The sequence below is a fragment of the Micromonospora sp. URMC 105 genome (assembly GCF_051386295.1).
Lineage (GTDB): Bacteria > Actinomycetota > Actinomycetes > Mycobacteriales > Micromonosporaceae > Micromonospora.
The window spans coordinates 1-13,932 of record NZ_JBPQTL010000127.1 but is presented as its reverse complement, the minus strand read 5'-3'; the positions used below and the strand labels follow the sequence as shown (position 1 = coordinate 13,932).

At 77.4% G+C, this 13,932-nt stretch carries 9 protein-coding genes and 1 pseudogene; 6 read left to right on the top strand and 4 right to left on the bottom strand.

Going from position 1 to position 13,932, the window contains the following annotated elements; genetic code table 11:
* Nucleotides 1-483 (bottom strand): annotated as a pseudogene (locus tag ACSNN7_RS26520) (hypothetical protein); the annotation flags it as partial.
* 2,855 nt (nucleotides 484-3,338) lie between these two features.
* Nucleotides 3,339-3,551, bottom strand: coding sequence for a hypothetical protein (locus tag ACSNN7_RS26515; protein WP_436683689.1), 213 nt, complete (start codon nucleotides 3,549-3,551; stop codon nucleotides 3,339-3,341).
* Between the two features lie 415 nt (nucleotides 3,552-3,966).
* On the opposite strand from ACSNN7_RS26515, the gene ACSNN7_RS26510 reads away from it, so the two are divergent.
* Nucleotides 3,967-5,868, top strand: a complete 1,902-nt coding sequence (locus tag ACSNN7_RS26510; protein ID WP_436683688.1) for a WG repeat-containing protein — start codon at nucleotides 3,967-3,969, stop codon at nucleotides 5,866-5,868.
* Between the two features lie 59 nt (nucleotides 5,869-5,927).
* Entirely contained in the window at nucleotides 5,928-6,926 is a 999-nt protein-coding gene (locus ACSNN7_RS26505) for an aldo/keto reductase family protein (protein ID WP_436683687.1), read from the top strand.
* 43 nt (nucleotides 6,927-6,969) lie between these two features.
* On the opposite strand, the gene ACSNN7_RS26500 is transcribed toward ACSNN7_RS26505, so the two are convergent.
* Together ACSNN7_RS26500 and ACSNN7_RS26495 are read right to left on the bottom strand one after the other, a co-directional pair.
* Nucleotides 6,970-7,767 (bottom strand): site-2 protease family protein, encoded by a 798-nt coding sequence (locus tag ACSNN7_RS26500; RefSeq protein WP_436683686.1) that lies wholly within the window; start codon nucleotides 7,765-7,767, stop codon nucleotides 6,970-6,972.
* Complete coding sequence (locus tag ACSNN7_RS26495) at nucleotides 7,767-7,967, bottom strand: hypothetical protein (RefSeq protein ID WP_088961023.1); 201 nt, start codon at nucleotides 7,965-7,967, stop codon at nucleotides 7,767-7,769. Before ACSNN7_RS26495 ends, ACSNN7_RS26500 begins: the two co-directional genes overlap by 1 nt.
* 152 nt (nucleotides 7,968-8,119) lie before the next feature.
* On the opposite strand from ACSNN7_RS26495, the gene ACSNN7_RS26490 reads away from it, so the two are divergent.
* From ACSNN7_RS26490 to ACSNN7_RS26475, 4 genes are all read left to right on the top strand, one after another.
* Nucleotides 8,120-9,844 (top strand): serine/threonine-protein kinase, encoded by a 1,725-nt coding sequence (locus ACSNN7_RS26490; RefSeq protein WP_436683684.1) that lies wholly within the window; start codon nucleotides 8,120-8,122, stop codon nucleotides 9,842-9,844.
* Between the two features lie 48 nt (nucleotides 9,845-9,892).
* On the top strand, nucleotides 9,893-11,803 hold the full coding sequence (locus tag ACSNN7_RS26485; protein WP_436683683.1) for a bifunctional adenosylcobinamide kinase/adenosylcobinamide-phosphate guanylyltransferase: 1,911 nt from the start codon (nucleotides 9,893-9,895) through the stop codon (nucleotides 11,801-11,803).
* Complete coding sequence (gene cobS / locus ACSNN7_RS26480) at nucleotides 11,793-12,566, top strand: adenosylcobinamide-GDP ribazoletransferase (protein WP_436683682.1); 774 nt, start codon at nucleotides 11,793-11,795, stop codon at nucleotides 12,564-12,566. Before ACSNN7_RS26485 ends, cobS begins: the two co-directional genes overlap by 11 nt.
* A gap of 65 nt (nucleotides 12,567-12,631) precedes the next feature.
* Nucleotides 12,632-13,921, top strand: coding sequence for a DUF2314 domain-containing protein (locus ACSNN7_RS26475; RefSeq protein WP_436683681.1), 1,290 nt, complete (start codon nucleotides 12,632-12,634; stop codon nucleotides 13,919-13,921).
* Nucleotides 13,922-13,932 lie beyond the last annotated feature (11 nt).

Sequence of the window (13,932 nt, the reverse complement as noted above, 5' to 3'; positions counted from 1 at the left end):
CCGCTCGCCCCCACCCGCCCCGACGGGACGTACCTCGGGCGGTCCTGGGACGACCACGACGAGGAGCCGCCGCGCTGGGGTGGCCAACCGGCCGCCGAGCAGCATCACGACGACGAGGCGTACCGGCGCAACGACGACCTGTACCGGCGGCCGGTGTCCGACCTGACCTGGCAGCGGGAGCGCCGCCAGCCGGAGCCGGAGGCCCAGGCCCCGCGCGCCGCCCGTACCGCCTGGGCCGACCGTCACCCCGAGGTCGCCGACCGGCCGCGCGAGGCGGCGTGGCACCGCGACCGCGGCACCCCCGACCGGTACGACGGCCGCCCCCAGCACCCCGGGATCGCCCCGGTCTCCCCCGGGCCCCGGCACGAGTCGCACCGTGGTGGCGAGCCCGGCTGGATGCCCGAACCGGACGAGACGCCGTCGCCCCGGCCCGCCGGGTACGACCGCCGTCCGGCCGAGGACGGCCGCCGCTGGGACGGTCACGAGCAGTTCCCGGCCGACCGGCGGACCCGCCCCGACCAGGAGGCCCCCGGCCGGTACCGCGAGCCCGACGAGCGCCGGCCGCGCCACGACGAGCACCCGTCGGCCCCCCGCGGCTACGACGACCGCCCACCCGCCCGCGGCTACCCCGACCGGCCCGCGCCCAACGGGTACGCCGAGCAGCGGACCATGCCCCACGGGTACGACGACCGGCCCGGCCGCAACGGGCAGCGGCCCGCGCCCGACGGGTACGACGACGGGCGTCGTCCGCCGGCCCGCGGGTCCGAGGAGCGCTGGCAGCGCGGGTACGACGAGCGCCGCCACCCCGACGAGCGGGGACCGTCGCGCGAGGCGGCCGCCCGCGCCGAGGCGTACCCGGACCGCCGGCCGCGCGAGGCGACGCCGCCCGCCGAGGCGTACCACGAGCAGTGGGGCCGTCCCGGCGCGGACCGCGACGGCGGTCGCCGGGGCGTACCCGGGCCGGAGCACGGCCGGCAACCGGAGCAGCGGCCCACCCGCCCGGCCTGGCACGAGCAGCGGCCCGCCGCCCACGGCCCGGTCCGTCCGATCTCACCCGCACCGGTCCCCGCGGCACCGTCCTCCGGCGGCCCGGTCCGTCCGATCTCACCCGCACCGGTCCCCGGGACGCCGTCCTCCGGCGGCCCGGTCCGTCCGATCTCACCCGCACCGGTCCCCGGGACGCCGTCGTCCGGCGGCCCGGTGCCGGGCGTCCCCGTCTCGCCCGCCCCCACCTCGGGCGCGCCCGTCTCGCCGGCTCCCACCTCAGGCGCGCCGGTCTGGGGCGTACCCCCGGTGGGCGGGCCCGGTCGCCCGATGGCCGACCCGCGTGCCGCGCACGGCCGGGCCGCCGGTCCGCCGCCGTTCACCGCCGGGTCCACGCCCCCGGTCCCCGGTACGCCGCGCCCGGTGTCGCCCGCCGCAGGCGGTGTGCCCGGTCGGATCGGCGACCGGCCCACCTCGGCCCCACCCGGCCCCGACCGCACCGCGCCCGTCTCGCCGCCCCCGGCCGACCGGCTCCGGCCGGAGTTCCCGCCACACCCGGAGACCGCGGCGCGCCCGACCGCACCCGGCGATCCCACGCCGACCGCCCCCCGCCCGGTCCCGGCCGACCACCGGCCGACGTCCGCGCCCCCGGCCGACCGGTGGTCGGTGTCCGCGCCCCCGGCCGACCGGTGGTCGGTGTCCGCGCCTCCGGCCGACCGGCGCCCGGTGTCCGGTCCCCCGGGACCGGAGTCCCGCCACCCTGCCGACCACCGGGTGCCGCCGGCGCAGGGCCGTCCGCCCGCACAGCAGCCGACGCCGGGCCCCGCGCCGGACCAGCGACCGGTGTCCGTAGCGCCGGTCGGGCACCGGCCCGTGCCGGGACCGTCCGTCGGGCACCGGCCCGTCTCCGGGCCGCCCGCCGGCGCGCCACCGACGCCCGAGGTCCGGGACCGGATCGCGCCGCAGCGACCCGTCGGTCCCGCTCCCGCGCCGCCCGGCCCGGCCCTGGAGATCACCCCCGACAAACCGCGCCGGTACGTCCCTCCGGCGCCGGAGCCCACCACCCCCGCACCGCCGGTGGCGCGCGGGTCGGAGCGGAACACCTCCGAGGCCTGGTTCCGTCCCGCCCGCCCGGTACCGCCGCCATCCCCGGCCGACGAGGCCGACGCTCGCGGCAACGACCGTCCGGTGTCCGGCCCGCCTCGTGCAGCCGAGGCAGGCACGTCGGCGCCGGCCGTGCTCCCGGCGCCGGCCGACCCGCCGCGCGCGGAGCCGCCGTCGGTGACTCCGGTGTCCGCCCCGCCCGGGCAGCCGACCGACGCCGCCCGGTCCGGGCACCCCACGGACGCACGTCCGGTCGCGCCCTCCCCGGCCGGCGAGCCGTACCGGCCGGTCTCCGCGCCACCCGCCCTCCGACCGGTCTCCGCGCCACCCGCGTCCCCGCCGGTCTCCGCGCCACCCGCGTCCCCGCCGGTCTCCGCGCCACCCGCGTCCCCGCCCGACGAGGCCGCGTCCGTTGCCGCGCCGCCGCCGGTCTCCGCGCCACCCGCCTTCCAGCCGGTCTCCGCGCCACCTGTGTACCCGCCGGTATCCGCGCCGCCCGCGTCCCCACCCGACGAGGCCGGGTCCGTTGCCGCTTCGCGGCCGGAGTCCGTGGTCGCGCCCGCTGGACCGCTCGGGCCCACCGCGCCGGAGCGGTCGTGGGCGGACGGGGAGACCGACGCAGCGGTGCCGGTCGAGGCCGCGCCTCTCGCGTCGGGGACGGCGAGCACGGCTGACTCGGTCAGCGACGCCAGCGACCGGATCACGGCCGCCGGGGGCACCCCGGGAAGCACCCCGGAGCCGTCCTCCCCACCCGCCCCGGCGTGGCCGGAGGCCGAGGAGCTCGCCGTCCCGGCCCCGGCCGCCCAGCCGGTCTCCGCGCCGTCGGCCGCCCAGGACGCGGCGGCGATCCGACCGCTCTCGGCGCCGCCGGTGGCCGGAAGCGCTGCCGCCGACGGAGTCCCGGGTGACGCCGCTCGTTCGTCCGACCCCTCCGCCGGTCAGTTGGGCACCTGGTCGCCGGAGTCGACTCCCGCGACGCCGCCGCCGTCCACGCCGGCTGTCCCCCCACACGCCGGGCCTCCCGTGCAGGCCGGACCGCCCAACCACGTCGAACCGCGCGACCAGTTCGATGCGACCGATCTGACCGAACCGAGCGACCAGGCCGGCCCGGGTTTCCGGAGCAGCCCGGTCGACCAGACCACGCCGATCGCCGAGGCCGGCCGGGACCAGCTCACGGGGCCTTCGGTCTGGCCCCACCCAGGCACGGCGACAGACCAGCAACTGCCGGTCGATCCCGCCGCGACCGGCGATCACTTCGTCTCCTCTCCTGCGGCGGAGGTCCCCGGACCGTCGGCCCCGGTGTCCGCGCCACCGGCCGACGCCTCGACGCCGGCCCGTCCGGTGTCCGCGCCACCAGCCAACGCCTCGACCCCGGCCCGCCCGGTGTCCGCGCCACCGGCCGACGCCTCGACGCCGGCCCGCCCGGTGTCCGCGCCGCCGACCGACGGCGCTGCGGAACCCACCCGCCCGACCCCCGCGCCACCAGCCAGCAACGTGGAGCCCGCTCGGCCGATGTCCGCCCCACCGGCGGCCACCGTCGATGCAGGCCGCCCGACCTCGGCACCGCCGGTCGACGCCTCGTTGACGCCGGCAGCGGCAAATCCGGGGATACCTGATTCGGGTGCATCTGTTGTCGCTGAGACGACAACAGATGCACCCGAAGTAGCCGACCGTCCGATCTACACGCCACCGGCCGACGCCCCCAGGGCTGCCCGCCCGATCTCCGCGCCGCCGACCGAGACCGTCGAGCCAGGCGACTCGGTCTCAGCACCGCCGACCGACGGCACGCTGACGCCCGCCCGACCCGTCTCCGCCCCACCGGCCGACGGCACGCTGACGCCCGCCCGACCCGTCTCCGCCCCACCGGCCGACGCCTCGATGGCACCTGTCGCACCGCTCTCAGCGCCCCCGGCCGACGCCTCGATGGCACCGGCCCGCCCGATCTCCGCCTCACCGGCCGATGATCAAGCGGCAGCGCGGAGCGAGCCGGACGACGCCGAACCGGCCCGACCGGCGGCCGCACCACCGGCCGAACCCACTCCCGCGGCAACGACCGAACCGGAGGCCGTCTCCACGCCGGCCCAGCCCGTCTCCACGCCGGCCCAGCCCGTCTCCACGCCGGCCCAGCCCGTCGACGCGCCGGCCCAGCCCGTCTCCGGGCCGCCGGCCGACGTATCCGAACAGCCCGCCGCGCCGATGCCGGACGCACCGTCGTCCGCGGCTGGCCTCGACAGCCTCGACCCGGCCAACCGGCCGGTCTCCGCCCCGCCCGGGACCGACACCGCCGGCGAGGCCGCCGCGCCCGTCCGGGAAGCTGCGGCACCGACGGACGCCGCGCCGGCGGCGTCGCCCCCGTCCGCCGCGCCGATCTCCGGGCCGCCCGCCGACGCCGCGGACCAGTCCACCCGGCCGGTGCCGGCGCCCCCGGCCGCCGCTCCCACGGCCGAGGCGGCCACGGGCCCGGCCGCCGCGCCGCAGGGCGACCCGGAGCAGGTGCTGGCCGCGTACCGGTGGCGGCTGGACCCCGAGACGCTGCGTGAGGTCGTCGACGACGCCGACGAGCTGCGGGCCTTGCGCCGGCGGCTGACCGAGAAGCTCGGCGCGTCCCTCGACAACCGGGCCCGGGCGCGGCTGCTCAGCCTGCGGGCGGTGGTCTCCCGGGTCGTGCACGACCTGGACGACGCGCTCGCCGACGGCCGGCTCGCCCTGACCTACGCGGAGGCGACCGGCGAGCTGCGGCGCACCGCGCTGGCCCGGGCCCGGCTGGCCGAGGTGCTGCGCTGGAAGGGCGAGTTCGCCGAGGCGGACCGGCTCTTCGCCGAGGCCAACTCTGCCGAACTGCCGGACCGGCTGCGGGCGGCGCTGCACGAGCACGCCGGCCGTTCCTGCTACGACCAGGGCCGGCTGATGGAGGCCTGCGAGCACTTCGAGCGCGCCCTGGACCTGCGCCGGGCCGACGATCCCGAGCTGACCGAGCGGATCCGGGTCTGCCTGGACGCGGTGCACGCCCGGGCGGCCACCCGGGGCGGCTTCGGGCCGTACCCCCGCAGCCGGGAGGAGGTGCTGCGCGGGCGGCGGTCCCCGGTGCCCACGTTCGACGGTGGCCTGGACCGCTGGGGGTACGCGGACGCCGACGGCGAGCTGGTCCTCGACTACCGGTACGCCGAGGCGCAGCCCTTCCGCGAGGGCCTGGCCTGGGTACGCCGCCCCGACGCCCCGGGCTGGGAGCTGATCGACGAGGCCGGCACCACCCTGATCGGTCCCTCGTACGCGGCGGTGCGGGCCTTCTCCGACGGCCTGGCCTGGGTCTCCCGGGGCGGCGAGGCGGACTGGATGGCGATCGACGCCGAGGACACCGTGGTGGTGCCGGGCGGCTTCGAGGACGTCCGGCCGTTCACCGGCGGGGTCGCCGCGGTGCGCCGGGAGGGCTGGGGCGCGGTCGACCGCAACGGCCGGCTGGTGGTCCCGACCCGCTACCACGGCTTCCGCACCGCGCTGGCCGACGGCCGGCGGCTCGACGGTTTCACCGACGAGGGGCTGGCCGTGGTGGAACTGGGCGGCTTCCGGGGCGTGGTGGACCGGACGGGCCGGATGCTGGTCGCGCCGGCCCACCCGGAGCTGGTGATCCATCCGGTGGCGTTCCTGGCCAACGACCGCACCGGCCGGTGGGGTGCGCTGGACCGGCGGGGTGAGCCGCTGATCGACCCGGTGCACCCGGGCTGGGACGCGGTGCTGGCCGAGATCGACCTGCTGCTGACCGACGCACATCCGGTGCTCTGAAACCACCCCGTCGTCGCGCCGACCGGTGGTCATGATCCGGCCGGGCTAGGGTCGGGGACATGGAATTCCGACACCTAGGCCGTTCCGGCCTGCTGGTCAGCGAGATCTCGTACGGCAACTGGATCACCCACGGTTCGCAGGTGGAGGAGGACGCGGCGCTGGCCTGCGTCCGGGCCGCCCTGGACACCGGTATCACCACCTTCGACACCGCCGACGTGTACGCCGGCACCCGCGCCGAGGAGGTGCTGGGCAAGGCCCTGGCCGGCGAGCGCCGCGAGGGCGTGGAGGTGTTCACCAAGGTCTACTGGCCGACCGGGCCGGGCCGCAACGACCGGGGCCTGTCCCGCAAGCACATCATGGAGTCGATCAACGGCTCGCTGCGCCGGCTGCGCACCGACTACGTGGACCTCTACCAGGCCCACCGGTACGACTACAGCACCCCGCTGGAGGAGACGATGTCGGCGTTCGCCGACATCGTGCACGCCGGCAAGGCGCACTACATCGGCGTCTCCGAGTGGAAGGCCTCGCAGATCCGGGAGGCCCACGCCCTCGCCCGCGAGCTGCGTGTCCCGCTGGTGTCCAACCAGCCGCAGTACTCGATGTTGTGGCGGGTCATCGAGACCGAGGTCGTTCCCACCAGCGAGGAGCTGGGCGTGGGGCAGATCGTCTGGTCGCCGATGGCCCAGGGCGTGCTCTCCGGCAAGTACCTGCCGGGTCAGCCGCCGCCGGCCGGTTCCCGGGCCACCGACGAGAAGTCCGGTGCCGGGTTCATCGCCCAGTGGCTGACCGACGAGGTGCTGACCCGGGTGCAGCGGCTCAAGCCGCTGGCCGAGCAGGCCGGGCTGACCATGCCGCAGCTCGCCATCGCCTGGGTGCTGCAGAACCCGAACGTCTCCTCGGCGATCGTCGGGGCGTCCCGCCCCGAGCAGGTGCACGACAACGTCAAGGCGGCCGGCGTGAAGCTCGACGCCGACCTGCTCAAGGCGATCGACGAGATCGTCGAGCCGGTCACCGAGCGGGACGCGGCGAAGACCGAGAGCCCGGCCCAGCGGCCGTGACGCTCACCCGGGCCGGCGCGGCGTCCGCGCCGGCCCGGACGGCTCAGCCCTGCCAGAAGCGGATCAGCTCCAGCCCCAGGCCGTAGAGCCAGGGCGGCAGCCCGAGCAGGTTGCCGATGGCGAAGACCGCGTCGAAGAACCAGCCGCCGATGCGCGGGTTCCACAGCAGCGCGAAGAGCAGGATGAAGCCGTACGGCGCGAACATGTCGTACATCCGCCGCCACTGCGGGTTCAGCCAGGGCTGGATCATGTTGCCGCCGTCCAGGCCGGGCACCGGCAGCAGGTTGAGCAGGCTCGCGGTGAGCTGGAGGAACGCCAGCAGCGCCACCCCCGCCCAGAACTCGACCGGCCCGCCGAACACCGCGGAGCCGAGCCGCAGCGCCGCCACCAGCACCAGGGTGAACAGCACGTTGGTGGCCGGGCCGGCAAGACTGACCAGGGTGTGCCGCAGCCGGCCCGGGATGGCGTGCCGGTCCACCCAGACCGCGCCGCCGGGCAGGCCGATGCCGCCGAGCAGCACCACCACCACGGGCAGCACGATGGACAGCAGCGGATGGGTGTACTTGAGCGGGTTCAGCGTCAGGTAACCCCGGTGCGCGATGTCCCGGTCCCCGGCGCGGAACGCGACCACCGCGTGGGCGTACTCGTGCAGGCAGAGTGAGACCAGCCAGCCCGAGACCACGAAGAGGAACACGTCGAACTTCACGTTGCCGAACCCGTTCCAGGCCATCACCCCGCTGGCCAGGAAGAGCGCGACCAGGCCGAGGAAGACCGGGCTGGGCCGGAACGCCGCCCGGGGCACCCCGAGCACCAGCGGCTCCCCCGGGCGGTCGTAGCCCATCACTCCGCCGTCGGCAGCAGGCTCATCCGGTACTCCACCCGGTCGTCCTCCACGAGCGCGACCGAGGTGACGCCGGACGCCGCGAGCTCCCGCCAGGTCTGGCCGATCCACGATTCGGCGTCCGCCTGACTGCCGAACGACTCCGCCGGTCCGTCGACCGACGCGCCGTTCGCGCCCTCGTACCGCCAGCTCCACGCCATGCCGCGTCTCCCCTCGCCGCTCCACCGTCCCCGGGACGGACCCCCGCAAGCGTAGTCGGCCGCCCGCACGGCGGCCCGACGCTCACCCCTGCCCGCACCGCGGCCACCCATCGGTGATCACGACGGGCGCGCCCGGCCGGTACGGTGACGCGGTGCTGACTCAAGGAGTGGTGCTCAGCGATCGGTACCGGCTGGGTGAACGGGTGGCGACCGGCGGCATGGGCGCGGTCTGGCGGTGCGTCGACACGCTGCTGGACCGCGAGGTGGCGGTGAAGGTGCTGCTCCCGGCGCTGGTGGAGGACCCGGAGTTCACCACCCGCTTCCACGCCGAGGCCCGGATGATGGCGGCGCTGCGGCACCCGGGCATCGTCGCGGTGCACGACTTCGGCTCGGCGACGCTCGCCGACGGCAGCCAGGTCAGCTACCTGGTGATGGAGTACGTCGACGGCGAACCGCTGGTCACCTGGATCCGGCGCGCCGGCCGGCTCGACCCGGCGTCGACCATGTCGGTGGTGGCGCAGGCCGCCGCCGCGCTGCACGCCGCGCACACCGCCGGCATCGTGCACCGGGACGTCAAGCCGGGCAACCTGCTGGTGAAGCGGGACGGCACGGTGGTGCTGGTCGACTTCGGCATCGCCCGCTCCAGCACGATGGCCTCGCTCACCGCGGCGCACATGGTGCTCGGCACGGCGTCGTACATGTCGCCGGAGCAGGCGGTCGGGCAGCCGGTCTCGGCGGCCACCGACGTCTACGCGCTCGGGGCGGTGGCGTACTACTGCCTGACCGGGCAGCCGCCGTTCGTCGGGGAGAACCCGTTGCAGGTGGCGCTGCGGCACGCCCAGGAGGAGCCGGCGCCGTTGCCGCCGGGTACCCCGCCGGCGGTGGCCGAGGTGGTCGGGCGGGCGCTGGCCAAGAGCCCGGGCGATCGCTGGCCGAGTGCCGCCGCCCTGGCGGACGCGGCCCTGGACGCCCGGGACGCCACGCTCGCCGTCCTGCGGGTGCCGCCGCGCCCGCCGTGGGCGCTGGCCGGGCCGGTCCTGCCGGCCCCCACCGGACCGTCGACGCCGCCCAGCGCGGAAACCAGCTCTGGTTCGCTCGCCGCCGCGTCCTCCGCCCGGCCCTCGCCCGCGCCGCCCGCCGGCCACCCCGGCCGGTACGTCGTACCGGAGACCACCCCGACCCGGGAGGACCCGGCCGGCGGCGCGGCGCGGCGGCGCCGGCTCGCCCTGGCCGGCGCGGCCGGCGGGGTGGTCGCCGTGCTGGCGGCCGTGGCCGCCGTGGTGGCGCTCCAGCCGGACGAGCCCGCCCGGGGCGGCCCGGCGGCGCTGACCGCCGAGTCCGCGGCGGCCGTGCCCGGCACGCCGGGGCCGGTCGCCGGCAGCCGCACCGGGAAGCCCCGGCCGAGCGCGAGCACCGCCCGGTCGTCCTCGGCCGGCCCGACCGGCACGAGCAGCCCGCGCCCGGGGGTGGAGCCGGACGCCGGTGCGTCCACCACCGCCGTCCCGCAGCCGGGAACGACCACCACCGCGCCGGCGAAGTCGAACCCGTACACCCCCGGGCAGGTCTGCGGCAGCGGCTACCAGGTGATCGACTCGGCGGCGCTGAAGTCCGACGGGGTGCAACGCGGAAAGGTCTACCTGCTCTGGAACGATGCCGCGAAGGCCAACTGCGTGGCCACCATGAAGGTGACCGCCGTCGGCGAGCGCACCACGGTGTCGGCGTTCCTGCAGGTGCAGGGGAAGACCCGGGCCACCGACAGCGGCGCGTTCGAGTACTACGCCGGCCCGGTGCGCGCCGGTGCGGGCGGGACGTGCGTGAAGTGGGGCGGGTCGGCCGGGGGCGCCGGCTACGCCAGCGAATTCGAGCACTGCGGCTGAGCGCGGGCCGCCCGGCGACCGCACCCCGGGCGGCTTTAAGGTACGGGCATGTCCGTTGACGGGTGGAACACGGTCCTGGTGCTCGGCGGTATCCGCTCGGGCAAGTCGGAGTTCGCCGAGTCCCTGGTGGGCGACGCCCCGACGGTGCGCTACGTGGCGACGTCCGCCGACGCCGACCCGGCGGACACCGAGTGGGCCGCCCGGCTGGCGGCGCACCGGGAACGTCGGCCGGGCAGTTGGACCACCGAGGAGACCGCCGACGACCCGCGCCGGCTGGCCGACGTGCTCGCCTCCGCCGGGCCGAACGAGACGCTGCTCGTGGACGACCTGGGCGGCTGGGTGACCGTGCTGCTCGATCCGGCGCACCAGCCCGCCGACGACGTCGCCACCATCGCGGAGCTCGCCACGGCGGTCCGCGACAGCGAGGCGCGGATCGTGCTGGTCAGCCCCGAGGTGGGGCTGTCGCTGGTGCCCACCACCCCGCTGGGCCGCGCCTTCACCGACGCGCTCGGCGCGGCGAACCGGGCCGTCGCGGACGCCTGCGACGCCGTGGTGCTGGTGGTCGCCGGTCAGCCGACCTGGCTCAAGCCCGCCGTCACCCCGCGCGCGGCGGGGGTACCCGCCCAGGCCGGCCCGGCCCGGCAGGATGCGACGCCCGCCGCCGGCCCGGCGGCGGAGGCTCCGCTGCCGGACGTGCTGACCCCGGCCCCGCCGACCGCACCCACCGCGGCCGTCGACGCCAACGGCACCGCCTGGGCGGCGCCGACCATGGCGCTGCCGATGGTCGCCACCGGTCTGGTCATCCAGGCCGGCATGGAGCTGCCCATGCCCGACGAGTACGCCGGCCCGCAGGCCGTGGACCGGCTCGCCGGCCTGGACGTGCCCGGGGCCGGGTTCGGCTCGCTGGAGCGGCTGGTCGGCTTCGCCGCCGCCACCCAGGGCACCGCGACCCCCGCCCCGTGGGCGGCCGTACGGGTGCTGCTGCTGCACGGCGACCACCAGGGCGGCGCCGCCGCCGGCACGGTCCCCGGCGAGTCGTCGCGCCGGGCCCGGCAGGCGCGGGCCGGTCGGGGCGCGCTGGCCCGGCTGGCCGCCGAGTGCGGGGCCAGCCTCCAGGTGGTCGACACCCCCTCCGCCGCGCCGATGGAGCACGAGCCGGCGCTGAACGGCGCCGCCGTCGAGTCGGCGCTGCGCTACGGCTGGCGGCTGGCCGAGGAGGCCGCCGACGCGGGCGTACAACTGCTGGTGCTCGGGGCGTGCGGCGCCGGCACGGAGGCGGCCGCCGCCGCGGTGCTGGCGGCGACCGCGGGTGCGGAGGCCCCGGCGGTGCTCGGCCGGGTGATCACCGACAACGGCGAGATCGACGACGCGGCCTGGATGATCCGCTGCGCGGCGGTCCGCGACGCGCTGCACCGCACCCGCCGCTCTCCCCGTGACGCCAAGGACGTGCTGGCCGAGCTCGGCGGCGGCGACATCGCGGTGGCCACCGGGGTGCTGCTCGGCGCGACCGCCCGCCGGGTGCCGGTTATGCTCGACGGCCCGGTCGGCCTCGCCGCCGGCATGATCAGCCGGGACCTGGCCGGGCAGGCCCGGCACTGGTGCCTGCTGGCCGACCACGGCGGTCACCCCGCCGTCCGGCTCGCCGCCGACGTGCTCGGCCTGGCCCCGCTGCTGGACCTGCGGCTGGACCTGGGCGAGGGGGCGAACGCGCTGGCCGCGCTGCCGCTGCTGCGCTCGGTGCTGGCGCTGGCCGCCGCGCTGCCCACCCACCCCCGGCTGGGCGGCGGGGAGCCCGACTCCGACGAGCCGGACTTCGCCGAGCCGGAACCGGCGGGCCCCGGCCCGACCACCGTGGAGCCGGACTACAGCGAGCCGGACTTCAGCGAACCGGAGCCGGCCGGCCCGGGACCGACCACCACCGAGCCGGAGCGGGACCCGTCCGGCTGGCGTGCCGGCTGAGCCGCGGGTCGCCGACGGCCTGCGGCTGGCGCTGACCACCTTCACCACGCTGCCGGTGCGCGCCGGCCGGATCGACCGTCCGGTGGCGGGCGCCGCGATGGCGCTCGCCCCACTGGTCGGCGCGCTGCTCGGCGCGGTGCTCGCCGGGGTGCTGCTGCTCCTGACCGCGCTCGCGCCGCCGCTGGTGGCCGCCGGGCTGACGGTGGGCTGCGCCGCCCTGCTCACCCGGGGGCTGCACCTGGACGGGCTGGCCGACACCGTGGACGCGCTGGGGTCGTACCGGCGGGGGACGGCGGCGCTGGAGATCATGAAGAAGCCGGACGTGGGACCGTTCGGGGTGGCCGCGCTGGTGGTCGTACTCCTGCTTCAGACGGCGACCCTCGCGGAGCTGGCGCAGCGGTCCTGGCCGCATGTGCTCGCGGCCGTGGTGGCCGCGACGGCGGCGGGGCGGCTCGCGGTGACGGTGGCCTGCCGGCGCGGGGTGCCGGCGGCCCGGCCGGAGGGGCTGGGCGCGCTGGTCGCCGGGACGGTCGGGCCGGTGGCGCTGGCGGTCGGCACGGCCGCCGTCGCGCTGGCGGCGGTCCCGGCGGTGCCGGGCCGTCCGTGGCAGGGGCCGCTCGCCGTCGGGGCGGCGCTCGCCGTCGCGGTGGGGCTGCTGCGCCACGTGGTACGCCGGCTCGGCGGCGTCACCGGCGACGTGCTCGGCGCCGGCGTCGAGGTGGTCACCACGCTGGTCTACCTGGGACTGGTGCTGTCCGCCTGAACCCGGCACCGGGCGACGGGTAGCGTTTGCCCCGACAGCACCGGCACGGCCTTCCGGGGGACGACTTGCTCATCACGGACGACTTCCTGCCCATCCCGGTGCCGGAGTCGCTGAGCGCGACCTACCTGGTGCCGCTGGCGGGGCTGCCCCGAGTGAGCACCAAGACGGCCGTGCGGGCGTTGGAGGGCCGGCTGGCCGAGCCGGTGCACGGGCTGGCGACGCAGATGCTGGACAGTCCGCTGATGACGGTGGACACCCGCTCCATCGACGAGTTCCCGCGCCTGCCGCCGGACCTGCTCACCGCGTTCGGCGCCACCGAGGCGCAGCTGAGCCGGCTCGCCGCGGCCACCCACCTGGTGGTGGTGCAGGCCGAGTACCGGCCGGGCTGGCCGCCGGCGCACGAGTGGGCAGCCCGCGCGGTCGCCGCCGCGGTCGCGGAGTCCGTCGACGGCGACGTGGTCGACGTGTTCGGCCTGCAGTTCCTCGACCCGGCGGCCGCGCTGCGCTCGCTGCCCGACGCCCAGGGCCGGGTACGCCTGGTCGACTGGGTGCTGGTGCCGTACTCCTCCGACGCGGAGGGGCTCTGGTTCACCACCAAGGGACTGCGCCGGTTCGGGCTGCTGGAGTTGCAGACCCAGGGGGTGCCGGACCACCTCACCCGCGCCTGGGGCGCGGTGATGACCGGGGCGGCCCGGCGGCTGCTGCGGGACTGGACCGACGGCCTGGCCGGTGAGGAGGTGCCGGCGTTCGTGCAGCTGCCGGTGCTGGCCACGGTGACCGGGCACGACATCGCGGTGGCGTACGGCAACCCGGAGCAGCACGGCGCGACCGCCCCGGTGCTGCTGCGGCTGGAGCTGGACCCGGCCACCGACCCGGAGGCGGACTCGTTCCTGAGCCTGCGCCCGCCGCCCGGGCATCCGGGGCCGGCCGGGAAGTACTTCGCCGCCGCCTGCGCGACGCTCTTCTCCGGCATCCAGCCGGACGTGCGCTACGCCCGTCCGGGTGACGCGATGAGCAAGGCGATCGCCACCGCCCGCGCCTCGCTGGACGACGTCCGGGCCCGGTTCCTCGCCGGCAGCCTGCCTCCGGAGTCGCAGCTCGTGGTCAAGTACGGCCTGCCCGGCGACGAGGGCCCCGAGTTCGTCTGGGCCGGGGTGACCTCCTGGGAGGTGCCGGAGCGCATCGTCGGCGCCAGCGCCAGCGACGCCAACACCGACCCCACCGTCCGCATCGGCTCCCCCGTCGTCGTCGAGTCCGCCGACGTCGTCGACTGGGCCCTGCTCGACGGCACCGGCGTCATCGAAGGCGGCTGGACCCAAGCCGTCCTAGACGCCGGCGAACCCCCCACCCCCTAACCCTTCCCCTC

Bases quoted from the DNA above. Each gene is read 5' to 3' on its own strand.
- ACSNN7_RS26505 (WP_436683687.1), top strand. From the start codon at position 5,928: ATGGAATTCCGACACCTAGGCCGTTCCGGCCTGCTGGTCAGCGAGATC.
- ACSNN7_RS26495 (WP_088961023.1), bottom strand. From the start codon at position 7,967: ATGGCGTGGAGCTGGCGGTACGAGGGCGCGAACGGCGCGTCGGTCGAC.
- ACSNN7_RS26485 (WP_436683683.1), top strand. From the start codon at position 9,893: ATGTCCGTTGACGGGTGGAACACGGTCCTGGTGCTCGGCGGTATCCGC.
- ACSNN7_RS26500 (WP_436683686.1), bottom strand. From the start codon at position 7,767: ATGGGCTACGACCGCCCGGGGGAGCCGCTGGTGCTCGGGGTGCCCCGG.
- ACSNN7_RS26510 (WP_436683688.1), top strand. From the start codon at position 3,967: ATGGCACCTGTCGCACCGCTCTCAGCGCCCCCGGCCGACGCCTCGATG.